The 21,802-nt window shown below is 71.2% G+C and carries 18 protein-coding genes, 1 pseudogene and 1 riboswitch; of the genes and pseudogenes, 3 read left to right on the top strand and 16 right to left on the bottom strand.

Annotation, left to right across the window (positions count from 1 at the left end):
* Nucleotides 1–16: 16 nt before the first annotated feature.
* The 7 genes from QFZ50_RS05090 to aspS form a co-directional block, all read right to left on the bottom strand.
* On the bottom strand, nucleotides 17–280 hold the full coding sequence (locus QFZ50_RS05090; RefSeq protein WP_307082529.1) for a phosphoribosyl-ATP diphosphatase: 264 nt from the start codon (nucleotides 278–280) through the stop codon (nucleotides 17–19).
* Between the two features lie 135 nt (nucleotides 281–415).
* Nucleotides 416–901, bottom strand: coding sequence for a 6,7-dimethyl-8-ribityllumazine synthase (gene ribH / locus QFZ50_RS05085; protein WP_307082527.1), 486 nt, complete (start codon nucleotides 899–901; stop codon nucleotides 416–418).
* 66 nt (nucleotides 902–967) lie between these two features.
* Nucleotides 968–1,639 (bottom strand): 3,4-dihydroxy-2-butanone-4-phosphate synthase, encoded by a 672-nt coding sequence (gene ribB / locus QFZ50_RS05080; protein WP_307082525.1) that lies wholly within the window; start codon nucleotides 1,637–1,639, stop codon nucleotides 968–970.
* Complete coding sequence (locus tag QFZ50_RS05075; RefSeq protein ID WP_307082524.1) at nucleotides 1,636–2,289, bottom strand: riboflavin synthase; 654 nt, start codon at nucleotides 2,287–2,289, stop codon at nucleotides 1,636–1,638. The genes ribB and QFZ50_RS05075 overlap by 4 nt, the downstream gene beginning before the upstream one ends.
* A gap of 41 nt (nucleotides 2,290–2,330) precedes the next feature.
* Entirely contained in the window at nucleotides 2,331–3,389 is a 1,059-nt protein-coding gene (ribD, locus tag QFZ50_RS05070; protein WP_307082522.1) for a bifunctional diaminohydroxyphosphoribosylaminopyrimidine deaminase/5-amino-6-(5-phosphoribosylamino)uracil reductase RibD, read from the bottom strand.
* Nucleotides 3,386–4,069, bottom strand: coding sequence for a nicotinamide riboside transporter PnuC (pnuC, locus tag QFZ50_RS05065; RefSeq protein WP_307082520.1), 684 nt, complete (start codon nucleotides 4,067–4,069; stop codon nucleotides 3,386–3,388). Before pnuC ends, ribD begins: the two co-directional genes overlap by 4 nt.
* A gap of 115 nt (nucleotides 4,070–4,184) precedes the next feature.
* Nucleotides 4,185–4,329, bottom strand: a riboswitch (FMN riboswitch).
* Between the two features lie 302 nt (nucleotides 4,330–4,631).
* Nucleotides 4,632–6,416 (bottom strand): aspartate--tRNA ligase, encoded by a 1,785-nt coding sequence (gene aspS / locus QFZ50_RS05060; protein WP_307082519.1) that lies wholly within the window; start codon nucleotides 6,414–6,416, stop codon nucleotides 4,632–4,634.
* 152 nt (nucleotides 6,417–6,568) lie between these two features.
* Here aspS and QFZ50_RS05055 point away from each other — a divergent pair.
* A pseudogene (locus QFZ50_RS05055) lies at nucleotides 6,569–7,829 on the top strand (APC family permease).
* Between the two features lie 247 nt (nucleotides 7,830–8,076).
* On the opposite strand, the gene hisS reads toward QFZ50_RS05055, so the two are convergent.
* Nucleotides 8,077–9,405 (bottom strand): histidine--tRNA ligase, encoded by a 1,329-nt coding sequence (gene hisS, locus QFZ50_RS05050; protein WP_307082517.1) that lies wholly within the window; start codon nucleotides 9,403–9,405, stop codon nucleotides 8,077–8,079.
* Between the two features lie 348 nt (nucleotides 9,406–9,753).
* On the opposite strand from hisS, the gene QFZ50_RS05045 reads away from it, so the two are divergent.
* Both QFZ50_RS05045 and QFZ50_RS05040 read left to right on the top strand, forming a co-directional pair.
* Complete coding sequence (locus QFZ50_RS05045; RefSeq protein WP_307082515.1) at nucleotides 9,754–11,619, top strand: DUF349 domain-containing protein; 1,866 nt, start codon at nucleotides 9,754–9,756, stop codon at nucleotides 11,617–11,619.
* 110 nt (nucleotides 11,620–11,729) lie between these two features.
* Entirely contained in the window at nucleotides 11,730–12,380 is a 651-nt protein-coding gene (locus QFZ50_RS05040; RefSeq protein ID WP_307082513.1) for a hypothetical protein, read from the top strand.
* Nucleotides 12,381–12,387: 7 nt separating this feature from the next.
* Here QFZ50_RS05040 and QFZ50_RS05035 read toward each other — a convergent pair whose 3' ends face one another.
* The 8 genes from QFZ50_RS05035 to QFZ50_RS05000 all read right to left on the bottom strand — a co-directional run bounded on the left by QFZ50_RS05035 (nucleotide 12,388) and on the right by QFZ50_RS05000 (nucleotide 21,801).
* The gene (locus QFZ50_RS05035; protein ID WP_373462300.1) at nucleotides 12,388–14,808 is read right to left on the bottom strand and encodes a RelA/SpoT family protein; all 2,421 of its coding nucleotides are present in this window, start codon (nucleotides 14,806–14,808) and stop codon (nucleotides 12,388–12,390) included.
* Between the two features lie 161 nt (nucleotides 14,809–14,969).
* Nucleotides 14,970–15,968, bottom strand: coding sequence for a protein translocase subunit SecF (gene secF, locus QFZ50_RS05030; RefSeq protein WP_307082509.1), 999 nt, complete (start codon nucleotides 15,966–15,968; stop codon nucleotides 14,970–14,972).
* Nucleotides 15,965–17,788 carry a protein translocase subunit SecD gene (secD, locus tag QFZ50_RS05025; protein ID WP_307082507.1) on the bottom strand — a complete coding sequence of 608 codons (1,824 nt, stop codon included), beginning with the start codon at nucleotides 17,786–17,788 and terminating at the stop codon, nucleotides 15,965–15,967. The genes secF and secD overlap by 4 nt, the downstream gene beginning before the upstream one ends.
* Nucleotides 17,789–17,872: 84 nt before the next feature.
* Nucleotides 17,873–18,424, bottom strand: a complete 552-nt coding sequence (yajC, locus tag QFZ50_RS05020) for a preprotein translocase subunit YajC (RefSeq protein WP_307082505.1) — start codon at nucleotides 18,422–18,424, stop codon at nucleotides 17,873–17,875.
* A gap of 100 nt (nucleotides 18,425–18,524) precedes the next feature.
* Entirely contained in the window at nucleotides 18,525–19,640 is a 1,116-nt protein-coding gene (ruvB, locus tag QFZ50_RS05015; RefSeq protein WP_307082503.1) for a Holliday junction branch migration DNA helicase RuvB, read from the bottom strand.
* Nucleotides 19,637–20,266, bottom strand: coding sequence for a Holliday junction branch migration protein RuvA (gene ruvA / locus QFZ50_RS05010; protein ID WP_307082501.1), 630 nt, complete (start codon nucleotides 20,264–20,266; stop codon nucleotides 19,637–19,639). Before ruvA ends, ruvB begins: the two co-directional genes overlap by 4 nt.
* 161 nt (nucleotides 20,267–20,427) lie before the next feature.
* Complete coding sequence (gene ruvC, locus QFZ50_RS05005) at nucleotides 20,428–20,997, bottom strand: crossover junction endodeoxyribonuclease RuvC (protein WP_307082499.1); 570 nt, start codon at nucleotides 20,995–20,997, stop codon at nucleotides 20,428–20,430.
* Nucleotides 20,998–21,042: 45 nt separating this feature from the next.
* Nucleotides 21,043–21,801, bottom strand: a complete 759-nt coding sequence (locus tag QFZ50_RS05000; protein WP_307082497.1) for a YebC/PmpR family DNA-binding transcriptional regulator — start codon at nucleotides 21,799–21,801, stop codon at nucleotides 21,043–21,045.
* Between the last annotated feature and the right edge of the window lies 1 nt (nucleotide 21,802).

Raw genomic sequence — 21,802 nt, 5'->3', positions numbered from 1 at the left:
GCGGGTGCCGGCGCGGCTACAGATGCTTGTAGACGTCCTCCAAGGTGAGCCCCTTCGCGAGCATGAGGACCTGCAGGTGGTAGAGCAGCTGGGAGATCTCCTCGGCGGTGTCCTCCGTGGATTCGTACTCGGCGGCCATCCAGACCTCGGCGGCCTCCTCGACGACCTTCTTGCCGATGCCGTGCACGCCGGAGTCGAGCTCGGCGACGGTCCGGGAGCCGGCGGGACGGTCGGCGGCCTTCGCGCTGAGTTCCTCGAACAGGGATTCAAAGGTTTTCACCTCCCTAGGTTATCGGCTCGCCGGCCTGCTCCGTCCCGCGGCGGCCCTCCTGTGACGGACGCCTCCGGCTCGTGCCCGCCGCCGCCCGGCTCCGGTCGGTGCGCGGCGTCCCGGCCTTGCCGCCGGCGCCCTGGGCTACGCGGTCCAGGGGCGCAGGACGGCGGCCGTCGCGAGGGCCGCGGACACGGCCTCGTAGCCCTTGTCCTCGGAGGACCCGGGCAGGCCCGCGCGGTCCAGGCCCTGCTGCTCGGTGTCGCAGGTGAGGACGCCGAAGCCGACCGGCACGCCCGTGCGCACGCTGACGTCCGTGAGTCCCGACGTCGCCGCCTGGCACACGTAGTCGAAGTGCGGCGTGCCGCCACGGATGACGACGCCGAGGGCTGCGACGGCGTCGAACTGCGCTGCGAGGCGCGCGGCGGCGACCGCCAGTTCGAAGCTGCCGGGGACGCGGATCTCGGTGGCCTGGACGCCGGCGTCGGCCGCGGCACGCCGTGCACCGTCCAGCAGGCCGTCCATGATCTCGGTGTGCCAGCTCGCGGCGATGATCGCGAGCCGGAGGGGTGCGCCCTCCGGTGTGGTGAGTGCGCTGATGTCGATGCTGGGGGCTCCGTGGCCGCTCATGGTTCTCCTTCGGTGGGACTGCGGGTGGGACTGCGGGTGGGACTGTATCCCGTGCGGGGACGCCGGTCAGGCGGGGTGGCGCATCCCGGGATCGGTCATGTGGGCGACGAGGTCCTCGATGGAGACGAGCGGGATCCCGTGCTCGTCGGCGAAGAGGCGCAGCGCGGGCAGGCGCATCATTTCGCCGTCGTCGTGCACGAGTTCGGCGATGACGGCGGCGGGCCGCTTGCCGGCGAGGACGCTGAGCTCGACGCCCGCCTCGGTGTGCCCGGGCCGTTCGCGCACGCCGCCCGGCGCGGCGCGCAGCGGGAAGACGTGGCCGGGGCGGGTGAGGTCACGCGGGCCGCTGGCCGGATCGGCGAGGACACGGGCGGTCCGTGCGCGGTCCGCGGCGCTGATGCCGGTGCTGACGCCTGCCGCGGCGTCGCAGGAGACCGTGTAGGCCGTGCCCTTGGAGTCCTCGTTGACCGCCGTCATGGGTGGCAGCAGGAGGCGGTCCGCGTCGTCGGAGCGCAGCGGCACGCACAGCACGCCCGAGGTCCAGCGGACCGTCCAGCCGACGAGTTCCGGCGTCGCGTCCTCGGCGGCGAAGACGATGTCCCCCTCGTTCTCGCGGTCCTCGTCGTCGACGACGACGACGGCGCGGCCCGCGGCGAGGGCGGCGACGGCCGCCTCGATCGGGTCGAGGCGGATCGGTTCCTCGGCGGCACCGGGTGCCCGGCTGAGGTGATCGGTCACTGCGCCGCTCCCGCATCGGGCCCGCGCCGGGCGTCGAGGGCGGCGAAGCCGAGGAGCCGCTCGGCGTACTTGGCGAGCACGTCCATCTCGAGGTTGACCGGATCGCCGAGGGCCTTCGCCCCGAGACCGGTCTCCTGCAGGGTGGTCGGGATGAGCCCGACCTCGAACCACTGCTCCGCGTCCTCGGGCGGGCTGACCGCCGTGACGGTCAGGGAGACGCCGTCGATGGCCACGGAGCCCTTCTCCGCAGCGTAGCGGCCGAGCGTCGAGGGCAGCCCGATACGGAGCCGATGCCACGCACCGAGGTCCTCACGCTCGAGCAGCACGCCGATCCCGTCCACGTGCCCCTGGACGACGTGCCCGTCCAGGCGACCGCCGGCGGGTACGCACCGCTCGAGGTTGACGGCTGCACCGGGCCGGAGGCGTCCGGTGGTGGTGCGGCGGAGGGTCTCTCCCATGACGTCGACGCCCACGCGCGTGCCGTCGAGCGTGACGGCGGTGAGGCAGACGCCGTTGACGGCGAGCGAGGCGCCGGGTGCGAGGTCCCTGCCGGTCTCGGGCGCCTCGACGACGAGGAGGCCGCTTTCGCCGTCGGGCGCGAGTTCGAGGGAGACGACGCTGCCCTGCTCGGAGACGATTCCTGTGAACACGGGTTCTTCCTTCGGTTGGGGTGGAGTGTGTCGGGCGGGACTCAGGCCGGGTGGAGGGCCGGGGGCCGCAGGTGCAGTCGCACGTCGGGGCCGACCCGGAGGACGGCGGGCCCTCCGGCGTCGTCGGGCTGCCACCGGCCGGCGTCGGCGAGGGTCGCGACGCCGAGCCCGGGGAATGCCGGTGCCCCGTCGCCGACCAGGAGCGGGGCCACGTAGCTGAACAGCTCGTCGACGACGCCCGCCCGGAGGAACGCCGAGGCGATGCGGGGGCCGCCCTCCACGAGGAGGTGACGCACTCCCCGGCTGTACAGCGCGTCGAGGGCTTCGGGCACGTCCCTGGTCGGCAGGTGGAGGAACCCCTCGCCCCGGATGGCTGCGGTGCCGGGTACCGGGGTCTCGCCCATGACCACCCGGAGGCCGGCACGTGCCCGCGGCGCAGTGCCGTCGCGTGCCGTGAGGCGCGGGTCGTCGGCGAGCACGGTGCCGGTGCCCACGAGGACGGCGTCGGCCAGGGCGCGGATCCTGTGCCCGTCGGCCCGCGCCTCGGCGCCGGTGATCCACTGGCTCGTGCCGTCCGCGGCGGCTACGCGCCCGTCGAGCGACTGCGCGGACTTCAGCGTCACGAACGGGCGCCCCGTGGAGACCGCCGCGCTCCAGCGCTCGTTCAGGTGCCGCGCGCGGGTGGCCTCGACGCCGCCGATGCACTCGACGCCGGCGTCGCGCAGCCGCTGTCCGCCGCCGGCCGCGGCACCGTTGAGGTCGTCGGCCGCGTGGACGACGCGCGCGACGCCTGCCTCGATGAGCGCCACGCTGCACGGGCCGGTCCGGCCGGTGTGGTTGCACGGTTCGAGGGTCACCACCATGGTGGCGCCCCGGGGGTCGTTGCCGCGGGCGCGGGCGTCGGCGAGGGCAGCGGGTTCGGCGTGCGGCGTGCCGGCGCCCCGGTGGTGGCCCTCCCCGAGGACCGCGCCGTCGGGAGCGATGAGGACGGCGCCGACCAGGGGGTTGGCGCCCCGCACCCCGCGCGCGGCGAGGTCGAGGGCGCGCAGCATGGCTTCGGACTCGGCCGGTGTCGCGCCGGAGGTGGCGGGCGCCGTCATCGGAGGGTCGGATCCGGGAGGAGGATCTCGACGCCGGGCTTCGCCGTCCGCTGGGCGCGGGCCCAGACGAAGAAGCCGATGAGCGTGAAGGCGCCGTAGAAGATGTACATGAAGGCGCTCGCGTAGTAGCCGGCGCTGAAGAGCAGCGGCACGCCGACGATGTCCACGGCGACCCAGACGAGCCAGAACTCCACCCAGCCCTTGGCCATGCCGTAGGTGGCGAGGAGGGATCCGACGAACGTCCAGGCGTCGGCCCAGACCGGCTCGTAGGAGCCGAGGAGGCGGAAGAGCGGTGTCAGCGCCAGCGTGCCGAGGAGGAGGAAGGCGACCATGCCGAGCCGGGCGCGGGTGCCGGCCCACTGCGGTACGACGGCCTGGCCCCCGCGGTGCCGGCTCGCCTGCCACTGGCGCCAGCCGTAGACGGAGACGGCGATGAACATGACCTGCCGCCCGGCCTGCCCCAGCAGGTTGGCGGCGCTCGCGGCGCCGAAGACGGAGCCGAGGAACACCGTGAGGAGCAGGAGGTTGCCGATGATGCCGACGGGCCAGGCCCAGACGCGTCGGCGCATGCCGCCGAGGGCGCTCAGCAGGCCGAAGATGTTGCCCACCACTTCGCGCACCAGCAGGGAGCCGTCGCCTACGGGGATGCGGGCCTCGAAGAGCCACTGCAGAAAATCCATGCCGATCCTTCGCCGATAGGACGGCTCCGGGGAATGGCAGAAGGAGGGGCCGTCTGCCATGGCGGTACCACGACAGGGCCGCAGCCCGTCGAAGGGCAGCGGCGAGCCCCTGCTGTGCGTGCTTCTCCCATCCAGACTGTGACTGTCGGTCCCGGAATTCCACCGGCTCAACCGTCCGCCGTCGGCGCGGGTGCGCAGATGGTGGGCGGGTCGCGGACTATAACCGCCGGTTCGGACTTACACCGACCCCGGAGCACGTACAGTCGCGATTATTTCACAGTGCGCCCGTCCGGGTGGACGTCCCGTCACAATTCGTCCGAGAGCGATCAGGGCGCCGCCCGACAACGAGGACGGGGCACCCCGTGTGGGATGCCCCGTCCTCCTGGTCGACGGCGGGAGCGCCGGCTCCTGTGCTCCGGCCTCTGTGGACCGGGTCCGGTGTACCGGCTTCTGCGGGCGGCTCCTGTGTACCGGCTCCTGTGGACCGGCCTCTGCAGGCGGCCCTGGCGGTTGCGGTGCTCTCCGGACCACCAGGGCTGCGCGCCGCGGCCGGAGCCGCCGGTCAGCCCTCGGCTGCGGGCTTCGGGTCGGTCCTCGGCTTCGCGTCGACGCCGGCTTCCTTGCGCTGCTGCGCCGTGATCGGTGCGGGCGCGGACGTCAGCGGGTCGAAGCCACCGCCGGACTTCGGGAAGGCGATGACGTCGCGGATCGAATCGGTCCCGGCGAGCAGGGAGACAACGCGGTCCCAGCCGAGCGCGATGCCGCCGTGGGGAGGCGCGCCGTACTTGAAGCCCTCGAGCAGGAACCCGAACTTCTCCTGTGCCTCCTCGGCGCCGAGCCCCATGACGGCGAACACGCGCTCCTGCACGTCCCGCTGGTGGATACGGATGGAGCCGCCGCCGAGCTCGTTGCCGTTGCAGACGATGTCGTACGCGTAGGCCAGGGCGTTCTCGGGATCCGTGTCGAACGTGTCGAGGAACTCGGGCTTCGGGGACGTGAACGCGTGGTGGACGGCCGTCCAGGCCCCTCCTCCGACGGCGACGTCGCCGGCCGCGACAGCCGCCGACGCGGGCTCGAACATGGGGGCGTCGACCACCCACACGAAGGCCCAGTCGCCCTCCTTGATGAGACCCGTGCGTCGTCCGATCTCCACGCGCGCGGCGCCGAGGATGGCGCGCGACGACGGGCGGTCGCCGGCGGCGAAGAAGACGCAGTCGCCCGGGTTGGCCCCGGTGGCGGCTGCGAGGCCTTCCCGCTCGGAGTCGGTGAGGTTTTTGGCCACGGGCCCGCGCAGGCTGCCGTCGTCGTCGATCAGGACGTACGCGAGGCCCTTGGCGCCGCGCTGCTTCGCCCATTCCTGCCAGGCGTCCAGCTGGCGGCGCGGCTGTGAGGCCCCGCCGGGCATGACGACGGCGCCGACATAGGGGGCCTTGAAGACGCCGAACCCGGTGTCCTTGAAGAATTCGGTCAGCTCGGTCAGCTCGAGGCCGAAGCGGAGGTCCGGCTTGTCCGAGCCGTACTTCGCCATGGCGTCCGCGTAGGTCATGCGGCGGATGGGCAGGGGGATCTCGACGTCGATGAGCTTCCACAGGGCGGAGACCAGCTGCTCGCCGAGGGCGATGATGTCGTCCTCCTCGACGAAGCTCGCCTCGATGTCGAGTTGCGTGAACTCGGGCTGGCGGTCGGCGCGGAAGTCCTCGTCGCGGTAGCAGCGGGCGAGCTGGTAGTACTTCTCGAACCCGCCGACCTGCAGGAGCTGCTTGAAGAGCTGGGGCGACTGCGGCAGGGCGTACCAGGAGCCCGGGGCCAGGCGTGCCGGGACGAGGAAGTCCCGTGCGCCCTCGGGCGTCGAGCGGGTCAGGGTGGGCGTCTCGATCTCGACGAAGCCGTCCGCGTGGAGCAGTTCGCGCGCCACGCGGCTCGCCTCGGAGCGCAGCCGCAGGTTCGCCTGGGGGCCGGGCCGGCGGAGGTCGAGGTAGCGGTGGCGCAGACGCGCCTCCTCGCCCACCTCGACGTGCTCGTCTATCTGGAACGGCAGGGGGTCGGAGGTGTTGAGGATGGTGACGGTGTCCGCGATGACCTCGATGGCACCCGTGGCGAGCGCGGGGTTCTCGTTGCCCTCCGGACGCTGCTGTACCGTGCCGACGATCTGCAGGACGTACTCGTTCCGCAGGCTCGAGAAGACGTCCTCCTCGCGCACCACCACCTGGGCGACGCCGGACGCGTCGCGGAGGTCCAGGAACGCCACGCCACCGTGGTCGCGGCGTCGGGCCACCCAGCCTGCGAGGGTGACCGTTTGTCCTACGTGCTCGGGCCGGAGGGAGCCGAGTTCATGCGTGCGGAGCACAGCAATCCTTCCCACAGATGTTTCAGATGAGTCGCAGGCTTCGAAAGCGCCTGCCTAGAGTTGGTTCAAGCCCGACCAACCTTACCGGTCCCGGTCGGATCGCCCCGACGGGCCGTTCCCGTCGACGGCCCCGCTCCCATCCGAGGAGGACCATGTCCGAGCAGCCCGGACTGCGCCGCGCCATGGGTGGTGTCGACGCCACGACCGTGGGCATCGGCGCCATGATCGGGGCGGGCGCCTTCGTGGTCTTCGCGCCGGCCGCCGCCACCGCCGGCGCGCTCCTGCCCCTCGCCGTCGTGATCGCGGGGTTCGTCGCCTACTGCAACGCGGCGGCGACGGCGTCCCTCGCCGTCCGGTTACCCCTCGAGCGGTGGCACGTACGTGTACGGACGGGAGCAGCTGGGCCACTGGCCCGGTTTCCTCGCCGGCTGGGGTTTCGTCACGGGCAAGCTCGCCTCGTGCGCCGCGATGGCGCTCACGTTCGGCCTCTACGCGGCGCCGGGCGCCGAGAAGCCCGCCGCGGTGGCCGCCGTCGTCGGCCTGACCGTCGTGAATCTCCTCGGGGTGACGCGGACGGCCCTCGCGACGCGCGTGATCGTCTCGCTCGTGGTGCCCGTCCTCGCCTTCGTGGTGGTCGTCGCGTTCGCCGCCCCCGCGGCTCCGGCACCGGCCGGCGGCGGCGCCGACGGCGTCGCGGGCGTCCTGCAGGCCGCGGCGCTGCTGTTCTTCGCCTTCGCGGGGTATGCGCGGATCGCCACCATGGGCGAGGAGGTCAGGGAGCCGCGGCGGAACATCCCGGCGGCGATCTTCGCGGCCCTCGGTATCACCCTGGTGCTGTACGTGCTGCTGGCCCTGTCGCTCCTGCACGCCTTCGGGCCCGCCGGGCTCGCCGGGACCACCGCGCCGCTGCGGCAGGTCGTCGAGATCGCGAGTCCGCCGGCGGTCGGCGGCGGACTGGGCACCATCGTGACGGCTGCTGCGGCGCTCGCGAGCCTCGGCGCCCTGCTAGCGCTGATCGCGGGCGTCGGTCGCACGAGCCTCGCCATGGCGCGCGGCGGCGACCTGCCGTCCGCGCTCTCGCGCGTCTCCACCCGCTTCGCCGTCCCCTGGGTGGCCGACATCGCGACGGCCGTCGTCGTGGTGGTCCTCCTCGTGGCGACGGACGTGCTGACCGTCGTCGGGTTCTCGAGCTTCGGCGTGCTGCTCTACTACGCGATCGCGAACATCGCGGCCTTCTCCCTCACGGAGCGGCAGTGGTACGCGCCGCGCTGGCTGAACGCCGTCGGCGCCGGCGCGTGCCTCGTCCTCGCCTTCACCCTGCCGGCGACGTCGGTGCTGACCATGCTCGCGGTCCTCGCCGGAGGACTCGTCGCACGTGCGGTAGCCCTCGCCCGCCGTCGCCGCCGGGCCTGAGCCGCACTGCAGGGCACGCCGCCCGGACGCCCGGGACAGCGGGCGCGGGACAGCAGGACCGCCGGACCCGGACGGCGCGACGCACCCGCGGGACAGCAGGACCGCAGGGCACCCCGCCCGCCCGCACGCGCGGGACGGCAGGACCGGCGCGCTTCGACCGGTGCGACGCACCCGGCCCGGCGCAACGCACCCCGCCCGGCGCGACGCATCCGACCCGGCGGCGGTGCCACCGGCCCTACCGGCGCACTCAGGCCGGCGCGACCACGGGCCGGAGGTCGTCCGCGGGCGGCGCCCAGGTGGCCGGATCCGCCGGTGCCTGCTCGCCGGACCGGATGTCCTTGACCTCGTGCGCGCCGTCCGGCGACGTGAACCACACGAACGGGATGCCGCGGCGATCGGCGAACTTGATCTGCTTGCCGAACTTCTCCGCGCTCGCCGCGACCTCCGCGGAGATGCCGCGACGGCGCAGCGCAGCGGCGACGTCCTGCGCCTGCGACCACGCGTCGTCGTTGGCCAGGGTCACGAGCACCGCCGTGGGCACGGACCGGGACACGGTGGCGAAGCCCTGGCTGAGGATGCGCGAGACGATCCGGGTGACGCCGATGGACAGCCCGACGCCGGGGAAGGTGCGGTTGCCCTTGCGGGCCAGGGAGTCGTAGCGTCCGCCGGAGCAGATGGAGCCGAGCGACTCGTGCCCGTTCAGGACCGTCTCGTAGACGGTTCCCGTGTAGTAGTCGAGGCCCCGCGCGATACTGAGGTCCGCGACCACGCGGCCCGGCGCGCGGCGTGAGGCCTCCCCGACGACCTGCCGCAGTTCCTCCAGCCCCTCCTCCAGGAGGTCGTTGGTGACCCCCAGGGCACGCACCCGGTCCACGAAGGACGTGTCGGCGGTGCGGATGCCGGCGAGGTCGAGGGCGAGGCGCACCTGGTCGTCGTCCGCGCCGACCTCGTCGCGGAGCAGCGCGCCCACCTTCTCGGGGCCGACCTTCTCGAGCTTGTCGATGCTGCGCAGCACGGCGGCGCTGTCCTCGAGCCCGATGGCCCGGTAGAAGCCTTCTGCGAGCTTGCGGTTGTTGACGCGCAGGGTGAACTCAGGGATCGGCAGGGCACAGAGAGCCTCCACGACGGCGAGGGCGAGTTCCACGTCGTACCGGAACGGGAGCACGCCGTCGCCCACGACGTCGATGTCCGCCTGCGTGAACTCTCGGGCGCGACCCTCCTGGGGCCGTTCGCCGCGCCAGCATTTCTGGATCTGGAACCGGCGGAAGGGGAAGGCGAGGTGGCCCGCGTTCTCCACGACATAGCGCGCGAAGGGGACGGTCAGGTCGTAGTGGAGGGCCAGCCCGCTCTCGGAGGCGGACGCCTCGTCGGCCTGCAGGCGGGAGACCGCATACACCTCCTTGTCGATCTCTCCCTTGCGGAGGAGATGCTCCACCGTCTCGACGGCGCGCGTCTCGATACTGGAGAAGCCGTGCAGCTCGAACGTCCGCTGCAGCACCTCGAGGACGTGGAGCTCGATCAGGCGCTCCTCCGGAAGCCATTCGGGAAAGCCGGACAGTGATGCCTTGCGGGCCATGGGGTGGGTCTCCTCCTGCGCTGGGGGCCGGCTGCCGCCGGATGCGGCGCAGCGGACCGGTTCTGCGGCCTCAATCCTAGGTCCCGGCGACGGCCTGCGAAAAAAGCGGCAGCGTGGACGGCAGCGCAGGTACCGTACGCTTCCCGCCATGACGCGGATCGGGGGCCAGTGGGTAAAGTAACCTCGGGGCAGGTCCGTGCTGCTCCGGTGATCGGTGCGCGGTGAGGAGATCCGTTCGGCGGGCTCCCCCACCGCCATCCGACCCGCCGGGCCGATAGACTCCTAGACCCTGCATGAAATGGCCCCGGCGTTGCTCACGGCCATCCGACGAGCGAAAGACTTCTAGCGGTGACAGACAGTCAGCAATCCGACGAAACGACCAACGGCCAGGACACCCGGCAGGACGCTGCGGTGAGCGAGGACGCCCCCACGTCGGCAACCCCTGCCCAGGACCCGGGTGCGGAGTCGCACGAGGCACAGGACGCGACCGCAGCCGATGCCGCAGGTACACCGGAAGCGGAGGCGTCAGCTCCCGCAGAGCCCGCAGCCGCGGACGGAGCCGCTGCGGAAGCAGCGGACGCGCCGGTGGAGTCCTCCTCTGACGCCGTGGCGGATGGTCCGGAGGAAGCCTCCGATGCTCCCGCTGACGCTTCTGCGGACGCACCGGAAGAGCACGCCGATGCTCCCGCTGCAGGCGCCGACGCTCCCACTGACGCGGCCGTCGACGCGCCCGCCGAGCACGGCGATGCTACAACTGCTCCCGCCGAGCACGGCGCCGCTGCAGCTGCTCCCGCCGACGCACCCGCAGACCCTGCCGTGCCGCTCGCCGCCGAACCCGCACCGCTGAGCACACCGTCGCCGCAGATGGCCCCTCCGCGCCCGCCGCTGCCCACCGCGATGGCGCCCCGGCCCCTGAAGAAGACCGTCCAGCCGGTGGCGGCCCCGCCCGTCCACAGCACGTCCCTCGAGGAGGCCGGCCGGTTCGCCCGCGTCGAGGAGGACGGCCACGTCTTCCTCCTCGTCGACGGTGCCGAGCACCCGGTGGGCCAGTACCCCGACGCGACCCGCGAGGAGGCGCTCTCCTACTTCGTGCGCAAGTACGACGACGTCGTGAGCCAGGTCGCGCTCCTGGAGCAGCGCGTCCAGGCCAAGGCGCCGTCGTCGGACATGGCGAAGACCGCGAAGCACCTGCGCGCGCAGGTGGGCGAACGGAAGATGGTCGGCGACGTGCTCGCGCTGGAGGAGCGGATCGACGCCCTCCTCGGGGCCATCGGCGGCCTCGAGAAGGCCGAGCGGGCCGCGCAGGACGCGCTGAAGGCGAAGGAGCTCGCGGCTCGCGAGGCGATCGTCGCCGAAGCCGAGGAACTCGCGGGACGCGACCCCTCCACCGTGCAGTGGAAGGCCAGCAGCACCCGCATGAACGAGCTCTTCGAGCTGTGGAAGGCTGCGCAGAAGGCCGGGCCGAGGCTCGGCCGCGGCACCGAGGACGCCCTCTGGAAGCGCTTCCGGTCGGCACGCACCGTCTTCGATCGCCACCGCCGCGCCTACTTCTCCCAGCTGGACAGCGACAACGCGGAGGCGAAGCAGGCCAAGGAAGCGCTCATCCGGCGCGCCGAGCAGCTCTCGGGATCCACGGACTGGGGGCAGACCGCCGCCGAGTACCGCCACCTCATGGACGAGTGGAAGTCGTCGAAGCGGGCGAGCCGCAAGGACGACGACGCCCTCTGGGCACGCTTCCGCGCCGCCCAGGACCGCTTCTTCGAGGCCCGCAAGGCCGCGAACGAAGCCGTGGACGAGGAGTATGCAGGCAACCTGACGGTCAAGGAGGCCCTCCTGAAGGAGGCCCAGCAGATCCTGCCCATCCGGGATCTCGCCGCCGCGAAGAAGGCGCTGCAGTCGGTACGGGACCGGTGGGACGAAGCGGGCAAGGTCCCGCGGGCGGACATGGGGCGCATCGACGCCGGGCTGAGGAAGGTCGAGGACGCCGTGAAGGCGGCCGACGACGAGCACTGGACGAAGACGAACCCCGAGACGAAGGCCCGCACCAATAGTGCGCTGAGCCAGCTCGAGGCGACCATCGCGCAGCTCAAGGACGACCTCGCCGACGCCGAGCGTGCCGGGAACGCCAAGAAGATCGCCTCCGCCAGGGAGGCACTGGCGGCCCGCGAGCAGTGGCTCGAGATGCTGCAGAAGTCGGCCCGGGACTTCTCCTAGCAGAAGGCCCCGCGCCTGCGGGCCCGGCTCGTCGTCAGCCCTCCGGCACCGTTGTCCACATCGGTGCCGGAGGGCTTTTGCGTGCCCTGCCCGGTGGCGATGCTGGAACGATGGCTCCCCTGGACAGTGCCGCTGCAGCAGCACCTCCCGAGCGCGTCCTCGGTGCGGCCGGGCAGCCAGTCACCTCCACCGGAGGCGCGCTCTTCCACGCCGGGGAGATCTTCACCTCCGGCGAGCTGCAGGCCATGCGGCTCGACGGGCTCGTGCACCTCGTCATCGGGGCCTCGTATCTCCGCAGCGATTTCAGGGAGGACGCCGCCACGAGGGCGCTCGCGGCCGCCCGGTGCGTACCGCCCACGATCCGTCGGCGGGTGGCGCTCGGCCGCTCCTGCGCGGCATGGATCTACGGCTGCGCTCCCCCGCCGGTGCTGATCAGCCTCGTCACGGACCACCGGCGCCGCACCACGGCCCTGCCGGCCTTCACGCCCGCCGTCATGCACCAGGTCGCGCTCGGTCCGTTCGACGTGAACCTGGTCGGCGGGGTGTCCGTCACGACGCCGCTCCGTACCGCCCTCGACATCGCCGTGCACGGGGCGGACCGGGACGCGGTACCCATCCTCCGGGCGATCGGGACGTCGGCCGCGCTGGACTGTCCGCTGCGGCTCGTCGAGGCGGCCCTCGTCAACACCCGGCGGGTGCCGGGCAAGTCGAAGGCGCTCGCCCGACTGCGCGTGGCCGGCCGCCCGCAGGACCTCCGCTGAGGATCCGTCAGGGGCGCCGCTGGGACCCGGTGGTCCTGTACACGTCGAAGACGCCGTCGATGCGGCGGACGGCGCTGAGGATGTGGCTCAGGTACTTCGGGTCACCCATCTCGAACGCGAAGCGCGACATGGCGACCCGGTCGGAGGACGTGTTGACGTTCGCGGCGAGGATGTTCACGTGGTTCTCCGCGAGCACACTGGTCACGTCCGAGAGCAGGCTCTTGCGGTCGAGGGCCTCGACCTGGATCTCCACGAGGAACACGCTCGACTGCGTCGGCGCCCACTCCACCGGGACGATCCGGTCCGGCTGGTCGCGCAGCTCCTGCACGTTGCGGCAGTCGTTGCGGTGCACGGAGACACCGGAGCCGCGCGTGACGAAGCCGATGATCGGATCCGGCGGCACCGGCGTGCAGCAGCGGGCGAGCTTGACCCACACGTCGCCCACGCCTCGGACGGTGACACCGGAATCGGAGAACTTGGGCCGGCGGGGCTGCGTGGCGACGGCCGTCTCCGCGATCTTGTCCTCGGCGTCCTCGTGGCCACCCATGAGCGCCACGAGGTGCTCGATCACGTTCTGCGCCGACGTGTGGCCGTCCCCGACCGCCGCGTACAGGGCCGAGATGTCCTGGTGACGGAGCTCCTGGGCGACCGTCAGCAGGGCGCTGTGCGTCATCATCCGCTGCAGCGGGAGGTTCTGCTTCCGCATCGCGCGGGTCAGCAGCTCCTTGCCCTTGTCGATTGCCTCCTCGCGGCGCTCCTTCGTGAACCACTGCCGGATCTTGTTCCGGGCGCGCGGGCTCTTGACGAAGCCCTGCCAGTCCTGGCTCGGACCGGCCCCCTCGGCCTTCGAGGTGAAGATCTCCACCCAGTCGCCGTGGTTCAGCTCGCTGTTGAGCGGGACGAGTTTGCCGTTGACCCTCGCACCGATGGTCCTGTGCCCCACCTCGGTGTGGACGGCGTAGGCGAAGTCGACCGGCGTCGAACCGGCGGGCAGCGCCATGACCTCGCCCTTGGGGGTGAAGACGAACACCTCGCGCGCATTGATCTCGAAGCGCAGGGAGTCGAGGAACTCGTCGGGGTCGGACGTCTCCTGCTGCCAGTCCACGAGGCTCCGCAGCCAGCCCATGTCGTCGTTGTCCGCCGCTTCGGGCTGCTTGCCGCCGTTCTTGTACTTCCAGTGCGCGGCGACGCCGTACTCGGCGCGGCGGTGCATGTCGTGAGTCCTGATCTGCACCTCGACGGGCTTGCCGCCGGGCCCGATCACCGTGGTGTGCAGCGACTGGTACATGTTGAACTTCGGCATCGCGATGTAGTCCTTGAACCGCCCGGGCAGGGGGTTCCACCGTGAATGCAGCGAGCCGAGGGTCGCGTAGCAGTCCCTCACGCTGTCCACCAGGACGCGCACGCCCATCAGGTCGTGGATGTCGTCGAAGTCCTTACCGCGGACGATCATCTTCTGGTAGATCGAGTAGTAGTGCTTGGGACGGCCGGTGATCGTCGCCTTGATCCTCACGGCCCGGAGATCTTCCTCGATCTGGTTCCGGACGAGGCTGAGATGCTTCTCCCGCTCGGGGGTCCTGTCCCCCACCATCCGGACGATCTCCTCATACACCTTCGGGTGCAGCGCGGCGAAGGACAGGTCCTCGAGCTCCCACTTGATGGTGTTCATGCCGAGTCGGTGGGCGAGGGGCGCGAAGATCTCGAGGGTCTCCCGCGCCTTCTTCGCTGACGACGCGGGCGAGACGAAGCGCCAGGTGCGGGCGTTGTGCAGCCGGTCCGCGAGCTTGATGACGAGGACGCGGATGTCCTTCGCCATCGCCACGACCATCTTGCGGACGGTCTCCGCCTGGGCCGCGTCCCCGAAGGAGACCTTGTCGAGCTTGGTGACGCCGTCCACGAGCATGGCCACCTCGGGCCCGAAGTCGCGCTTGAGCTCCTCGAGCGTGTACGAGGTGTCCTCCACCGTGTCGTGCAGCAGGGCGGCGGCGAGGGTCGTGCCGGTCATGCCCAACTCGGCGAGGATGGTGGCGACGGCGACGGGGTGCGTGATGTACGGATCGCCGCTCTTGCGCGTCTGCCCCTCGTGGCTGCGTTCGGCCACGAGGTAGGCGCGCTGGATCAGGTCGAGGTCCTCCCGCGGGTTGTTGGCCCGGACGGTACGCAGCAGGGGCTCGAGGACGGGCGAGTAGCCCGAGGAGCCGCGACCGGTGAGGCGGGCGATCCGAGCCCGCGTGCGTCCACGACGCCCGGGAGCCACCTGGTCGGCGCTCGTGGCCGACGGTGCGGAGGTCGGCGATGCGGGCTGCACCAGCCCGCGTGCGGGAGCGGGTCGCGGGGCATCGGTGGCAATCGGTCCGGGGACTCCGGGCACCGGAGTGCCCTGGTCCTCTCCGGGATTCACCGCTTCAGCCATGTCCAGTTCCTCTATCTCCGTCCGGAATCCGGCAAGGATCCACCAAGCCGCCGGTTCTGCGGCAGTTTCAAGTCTAGCCGGGCCGGAACCGCCTCAGCCGCAGGAAGCCCGTGCGGGCCCTGCGGCTGAGGATCGTGTTCCTGCCGGTGTGCGCGTCGGATCGACGCCGCCGAGGATCAGACGGCTGCCGCTTCCGTCGAGCGGCGGCCGAGGACCTTCTTCTCCTGCTTCTTCAGGGCCGGCTCGTTCAGCCGCAGCGCCGCGTACAGGGGCGCCGCGATGAAGATGGTGCCCAGGGTGCCGAGGATGATGCCGATGAACAGGGCCAGCGAGAGGTCCTGGAGCGTCCCCGCACCGAGGAGGAACGAGCCGATGAACAGGATCGAGGCGACCGGCAGGATCGCGACCACGGAGGTGTTGATCGAGCGGACGAGCGTCTGGTTCACGGCGAGGTTGACCTGCTCGGCGAACGTGCGCTTCGTGGAGACCGTGACGTCGGCGGTGTTCTCCCGGATCTTGTCGAAGACCACGACCGTGTCGTACAGGGCGTAGCTGAGGATCGTCAGGAACCCGATGATCGCCGACGGCGTGACCTCGAAGTCGCTCAGCGAGTACAGGCCGGCGGTGACCACCATGACCACCACGAGCGCGGCCATCGCCGCCAGGGCCATCTTCCAGGTGCGGAAGTAGATCGCCATGAGGATCGCGGCCAGGAGGACGAACACGCCGAAGCCGATCAGGGCCTGGCGGCTGACGTCCTCGCCCCAGGTCGGGCCGACGAAACTCGAGGTGACCTGGTCCTCGCCGACCCCGTACCCGCTGACGAGGTTGTCGCGGACCTTGAGCGTCTCGTCGTCCGAGAGCCGCTCCGTCTGGATGCGCATCGTGTCAGCGGCGATGTTGGTGACCCGCGGCACGGCGTCGGACACGACGTCGGTGACGGCCCGCTCACCGATGGCGGCATCGGTGTTCTGGGTCGCGGAGACGGTGAACTCGGAGCCGCCGCGGAAGTCGATGCCGAGGTTGAAGCCGCCCTTGACCACCGGGATGATGATCGAGATCAGGATGGCGGCGCCGGCGATGAGGAACCAGAGGTTCCGCTTGGCGACGAAGGGGTAGGAGCGCTTGCCCGAGTACAGCTCGTTGCCGAACGTGGCGAAGCTTGTGCGGCTCATTCGTTGGTCTCTTTCTGGGAGGAACCGGTGCGTCCGGCGACGGTGGAACCGGTGCGCGCGGCGGCGGATGGCTCCGGGCTGTCGCCGGCGGGCTCCGTGCGTCCGGCGGACCCGGTGCGCCCGGCGAGGGCCTTCTGCTGCTCCGCCCGGCGGCGCTCGGCGATCGTGAGGCGACGCTCGGCCTCCGCCGAGGCGCCCTTGTTCTTGGTGCGGGCGACGGCGACGGGCACCTGGCCCGGTTCGCGCAGGCGGCCGGCTCCGCGGTAGAGCGGGATGCCGCCCAGGCGGCTCGGGTCCAGCCCGGACCACGGGTGGCCCTCGCCGAAGAACTTCGTCTTGGCCAGGAGCCGGAGGACCGGGTGGGTGAACATGAAGACGACCACGAGGTCGGCGATGGCGGTGAGGCCGAGCGTGAACGCGAAGCCGCGCACGTTGCCGACGGCGACAAAGTACAGCACGAGGGCGGCGAGCAGGTTCACGGCCTTGGAGGCGAGCACCGTCCGCTTGGCCCGGCGCCACCCGTTCTCGACGGCGGAGACGAGGCCGCGTCCGTCGCGGAGTTCGTCGCGGATGCGCTCGAAGTAGACGATGAACGAGTCCGCCGTCTGGCCGATGGCCACGATCAGGCCGGCGACACCCGCGAGGGACAGCCGGTAGTTCTCGGTCCAGCCGAGGACGCAGATGGCGAGGTAGGTGAGGATGCCCGCGACCACCAGCGAGGCGATCGTGACCAGGCCCAGCAGCCGGTACTGGAACATCGAGTAGGCGGCCACGAGCAGCAGGCCGATCAGGCCCGCGACGAGGCCGAGCCGCAGCTGGTCGGCACCGAGGGTCGCCGAGATCTGCTGTTCGCTCTGGATCTCGAAGCTGATGGGCAGGGCACCGTACTTCAGCTGCTCCGCCAGGGCCGCGGCGGACTCCTCGGTGAAGTTGCCGGTGATCTGGGGATTGCCGTCGGGGATGACGGCGTTGGTGGTGGGGGCGGAGACGATCCGCCCGTCGAGGACGATGGCGAACTGGTTGCGGGGGTCGCCCTGGCCGATCGCGTAGAGGCGTTCGGTGACCTCGCGGAAGATCTCGGTGCCCTCGTCATTGAAGTCGATGGTCACGGCCCAGGTGTTGAGGGCCTGGCCCTGGGAGCTGCGCTGCAGGCCGTAGCTGGCGGTCGAGATGTCGGTTCCCGGCACCTCGACGGGCCCGAGGATGTACTTGCCCTGCGTGTCGGGCTCGCAGGCGACCATGGGCTTGTCCGCCGGCGCGGGCTCCGCGGCCGGTTCGAGGGACGCCGGGTCGAGGCAGTCGAGGGACTCGAACTCCTTGTAGAGCTCGGGCGTGATCCAGTTGGGGTCGCTGGCGTTCTGGGGCTCCGCGGCCGGCTTGGGCAGCTGGTCGTCCGGCGTCGGGGTCTCCGCGGCCGCGGCCTGGCCCGGCCCGCCGGTGAGGACGGGACGGAATTCCATCTGCGCGGACGCCTGGATGAGGTCGCGCGTCTGCGGGTCCGGCGTGCCGGGCAGCGAGACGATGACGTTCTGGCCGGACTGCGTGTTGATCTCGGCTTCGGCGACGCCGGAGCCGTCGACCCGCTGGCGGATGATCTCCACGGCCTGGTCCAGCTGTTCGGGGGTGATGTCGCTTCCGCCCTGGACGCGGGGGGCGAGGATCATCTGCGTCCCGCCCTCGAGGTCGAGGGCCAGTCGGGGGCTCCAGCTCGCGGTGCTCCAGTAGGATCCCGCTCCCAGCAGGATCGCGAGCAGTGCTGTCAATGCGCCCAGCCAGACAAGTGTCCGCTTGGCTGCCGTCCCGGGACCGGTACGAGGCATGATGGATGTCCTTATTCAGTGGCGCGTCTCGGGCGCCGGGTTGATGCTGAAGGTCGCGGCTGAGTACCGGCGCCCTACGGGATGCTAGTTGTCGGGGTTCGCTTTGGGGTCGCGCGCATCGCGCGCGTCGCGGTTTTCCTGGGCGGCCTCGCGGTTCAGGCGCTCCAGGGTCTCGTCCGGCGTCTCGACGCCCGAGGGGGCGCCGGCGGCTCCGGCCGCTGTGGATCCGGCGGCCGGGGTGCGGTCCGCGAAGTCGCCGCTGATCGAGGACGCGTCGTCGGGCACGGTGGTGCCGTCGACGTCGTCGACGGTCTCACCCGCTGCCGGGGTCTGCTCCACGACCTTCGAGAGGGCCTGGGTGTGCACGGTCGCCAGGTTGCCGGGCGAGAGTTCGAGGACGGCCTTGTTGTTCTCCTGGTCGATCGAGACGATCGTGCCGTAGAGACCGAACTGGGTCATGACCTCGGTACCGGGCTCCATCTGGGTGCGCATGTCCTTCACCTGCTGCTGCGTCTTCCGCTGACGGCGGAACATGGTGAAGATCAGGAACGCCAACGCCAGCGGCAGCAGGAGGGAGAAGATGTCGAAACCTGGGGCATCTCCTGAGGCGGACTGCGCGACTACGTGTGCAAGCACTGGAATGTTCCGTTCCTGGGATTGGGTGTGGCGGCAGCGTTGTGCCGCGGCACACAGTGGAAGACACCAGTGTAAAGGGGATTTCTGGGCGTCCGGCGCGTCAGGAGTCCGGCTGCGCCCAACTGTCAAGGGCGGATTCGGTGTCCAGCAGCGATTCGGGTGCCACCGAGAAGAGATCCTCGGGCATCGCGGCGGCGACGTTCTGCGGCATCTCCAGGCCGAGGTGCTGCCAGGCGGCCGCCGTCGCGATCCTGCCGCGCGGGGTCCTGCCGAGCATCCCCTCGCGCACCAGATAGGGCTCGGCAACGGTCTCCACCGTCTCGGGCTCCTCGCCGACGGCGATGGCGAGCGTCGACAGGCCCACCGGGCCACCGTTGAACTTGGTGATGAGCGCGGTCAGGACGGAGCGGTCCAGGCGGTCGAGGCCGCGGGCGTCCACCTCGTACATGTCGAGTGCGGCACTCGCCGAGCGGGCGTCGATGAGGTCGATGCCGTGCACGAGCGCCCAGTCGCGGACGCGGCGGAGCAGGCGGTTGGCGATGCGCGGCGTGCCCCGCGACCGGCCGGCGATCTCGGCGAAGGCCGCGGAGTTCACCTTCATGTCCATGAGCATGGCCGAGCGGCGCAGCACGAGTTCGAGTTCCTCGGTGGAGTAGAACTCGAGGTGCCCGGTGAAGCCGAAGCGGTCGCGGAGCGGGCCGGGCAGGAGCCCTGCCCGGGTGGTGGCTCCGACGAGGGTGAAGGGCGGCAGTTCGAGGGGGATCGCCGTGGCGCCGGGACCCTTGCCCACGATGATGTCGACCCGGAAGTCCTCCATCGCCATGTAGAGCATCTCCTCGGCGGGCCGGGACATCCGGTGGATCTCGTCGAGGAAGAGCACCTCGCCCTCGGTCAGGGAGGAGAGGATCGCCGCGAGGTCGCCCGCGTGCTGGATCGCGGGCCCCGAGGTGATGCGGAGCGGCGCGTTCATCTCCGCCGCGATGATCATCGCGAGCGTCGTCTTGCCGAGCCCGGGAGGGCCCGAGAGCAGGACGTGGTCGGCGCTGCGACCGCGCAGGCGCGACGCCTCCAGGACGAGGGAGAGCTGCCGCCGCACCCTCTTCTGCCCCACGAAGTCGTCGAGGTTCTTCGGCCGGAGCGCGGCCTCGACGGCGCGGTCCTCCGGATCGGCGGCGGGAGCGACGAGCGGCGCCTCCTCGGGCTGCTTGTCGCTCATGAGCCGACCCTCGTCCGGGCCGAGCTCCGTGCACCGTCCTGGCCGAGCCGCCGCAGGGTGAGTTTCAGGATCTGCCCGACGTCACCCATCGCCGCCACCTCGGGCGCCTCGGCGACGGCCGCGTCGATCGCCGTCCCGGCGTCCTTCTCGGACCAGCCGAGGCCCATCATGGCGGTGAGGACCTGCCCCTGCCACGTCTGCGCGGGCACGCCGGGCTTCGCCTCGAGCGGCACGAGCTTCCCGGCGAGCTCGAGCACGATGCGCCGGGCGCCCTTGGGGCCGATGCCCGGCACCTTGCTGAAGGCCTTGTCGTCGCCCGACGACGCCGCGATGCGGATGGCGTCCGGGGTGTGCACGGCGAGGACGGCGAGGGCGAGGCGGGGGCCGACGCCGCTGACGGCCAGCAGCGTCTCGAACACCTCGCGCTGGTCGGCGTCCTCGAAGCCGAAGAGCGTCATGGAGTCCTCGCGCACGATCATGGCGGTGGCGATGGAGGCCTGCTCGCCCACGCGCAGCCCTGCGAGGGTCTGGGGCGTCGCCTGGACCTGCATGCCGAAGCCGTTGACGTCGAGGACGGCGGAGTGCAGGCCCACGTGGGTCACTGTCCCGCGCAGGGAACTGATCATGAGGCGCTCCAGTGGCAGATGCTGTCGGGGTCGGCCGGGTGGTCACCCGGCGTCGAACATACGTTCTAATGTCTAACGGTACCGGCGTCCGGCCGTTCGATCGAGCCGCCACACCGGATCCGGCTTCGGGACCGCCGGAGGGCATGCCCCGGGATTCAGCGTTAACGCCGTCGTGCGCGTGCTTCCGCCTCGGCCCAGATGCGCTGCGCGGGGGTGATCGAGCCTCCGGCCGCCGCGGCGCCCTGGGCGCCCACTCCCCTGCGCCAGGCGTGCGTGATCGCGAGGGCCAGGGCATCGGCGGCATCGGCCGGCCGGGGGGCGGTCTCGAGCCGGAGGATCTTGGTGACCATCTTGGTGACGGCGGCCTTGTCCGCCTGCCCGTTGCCGGTGACAGCGGCCTTGACCTCGGTGGGCGTGTGGAGGGCCACCGGGATGCCGCGCCGCGCGGCGGAGACGATCACGACGCCGGAGGCCTGCGCCGTACCCATGACGGTGCTGACGTTGAGCTGGCTGAACACGCGCTCGACGGCGAGGACCTGCGGCTGGTGCAGGTCCAGCCACGAGTCCACGGCCTCGGAGATGACCAGGAGCCGTTCGTCGAGGCTCCTGCCGGCCTCCGTGCCGACGACGCCGACCGCGACGAGCGTGGAGCGGCGGTTCGGCTCGATGTCGACGACGGCGAGCCCGCACCGGGTGAGCCCGGGGTCGACGCCCATGACGCGGTAGGTCATGGCGCTACCCGCCCCGTGGAGGCGGCGCTGTGGAGGAGTGCGATGTCAGTCGTCGTTCTCGAGCTCCGCCAGGACGTCGTCCGGGAGGTGTGCGTTGGAGTAGACGTTCTGGACGTCGTCGAGCTCCTCCAGGGCGTCCACGAGCTTGAGGAACTTCCGGGCACCCTCGGTGTCGAGGTCCACCTGCATGGACGGCACGAACTCGACGTCGTCGGTCTCGTACTCGATGCTGCTCTCGTCGAGCGCGGCCACCACGGCCCGGAGGTCCTGGGGCTCGGAGACGATCTCGAACGTGTCGGCCGATTCCTTGACCTCGTCCGCGCCGGCGTCGAGGACGGACATGAGCAGTTCATCCTCGGTGAGGCCGTTCTTCGGGAGCGTCACGACACCCTTGCGGGCGAACAGGTACGACACCGAGCCCGGATCGGCGATCGTGCCGCCGTTCCGGGAGATGCCGAGGCGCACCTCGGAGGCGGCGCGGTTCTTGTTGTCCGTGAGGCACTCGATCAGCAGGGCCGAACCCTGCGGGCCGCGCGCCTCGTACATGATGGTCTGGTAGTCGACGGCCTCGCCGAGCAGACCGGCCCCGCGCTTCACGGCGCGGTTGATGTTGTCGATGGGCACGGAGGTCTTCTTGGCCTTGGAGACGGCCAGTTCCAGCCCGGGGTTACCCGCGACGTCGGCGCCGCCGGCCCGCGCCGCGACCTCGATGTTCTTGATCAGCTTCGCGAAGGACTTCGCGCGCTTGGCGTCGATCGCAGCCTTCTTGTGCTTCGTTGTTGCCCACTTGGAGTGCCCCGACATG

The sequence above is a fragment of the Arthrobacter agilis genome, from assembly GCF_030816075.1.
Taxonomy (GTDB): domain Bacteria; phylum Actinomycetota; class Actinomycetes; order Actinomycetales; family Micrococcaceae; genus Arthrobacter_D; species Arthrobacter_D agilis_E.
This window is presented reverse-complemented; position numbering and strand designations above follow the sequence as displayed.

What these genes read in the sequence shown, in the direction of transcription:
- ribH (WP_307082527.1), bottom strand. Translation starts at nt 901, where the DNA reads ATGAGCGGCCACGGAGCCCCCAGCATCGACATCAGCGCACTCACCACA.
- ruvB (WP_307082503.1), bottom strand. Translation starts at nt 19,640, where the DNA reads ATGAGCGACAAGCAGCCCGAGGAGGCGCCGCTCGTCGCTCCCGCCGCC.
- secF (WP_307082509.1), bottom strand. Translation starts at nt 15,968, where the DNA reads ATGAGCCGCACAAGCTTCGCCACGTTCGGCAACGAGCTGTACTCGGGC.
- QFZ50_RS05000 (WP_307082497.1), bottom strand. Translation starts at nt 21,801, where the DNA reads ATGTCGGGGCACTCCAAGTGGGCAACAACGAAGCACAAGAAGGCTGCG.
- ruvC (WP_307082499.1), bottom strand. Translation starts at nt 20,997, where the DNA reads ATGACCTACCGCGTCATGGGCGTCGACCCCGGGCTCACCCGGTGCGGG.
- ribD (WP_307082522.1), bottom strand. Translation starts at nt 3,389, where the DNA reads ATGACGGCGCCCGCCACCTCCGGCGCGACACCGGCCGAGTCCGAAGCC.
- ruvA (WP_307082501.1), bottom strand. Translation starts at nt 20,266, where the DNA reads ATGATCAGTTCCCTGCGCGGGACAGTGACCCACGTGGGCCTGCACTCC.
- secD (WP_307082507.1), bottom strand. Translation starts at nt 17,788, where the DNA reads ATGCCTCGTACCGGTCCCGGGACGGCAGCCAAGCGGACACTTGTCTGG.
- QFZ50_RS05040 (WP_307082513.1), top strand. Translation starts at nt 11,730, where the DNA reads ATGGCTCCCCTGGACAGTGCCGCTGCAGCAGCACCTCCCGAGCGCGTC.
- hisS (WP_307082517.1), bottom strand. Translation starts at nt 9,405, where the DNA reads ATGGCCCGCAAGGCATCACTGTCCGGCTTTCCCGAATGGCTTCCGGAG.
- pnuC (WP_307082520.1), bottom strand. Translation starts at nt 4,069, where the DNA reads ATGGATTTTCTGCAGTGGCTCTTCGAGGCCCGCATCCCCGTAGGCGAC.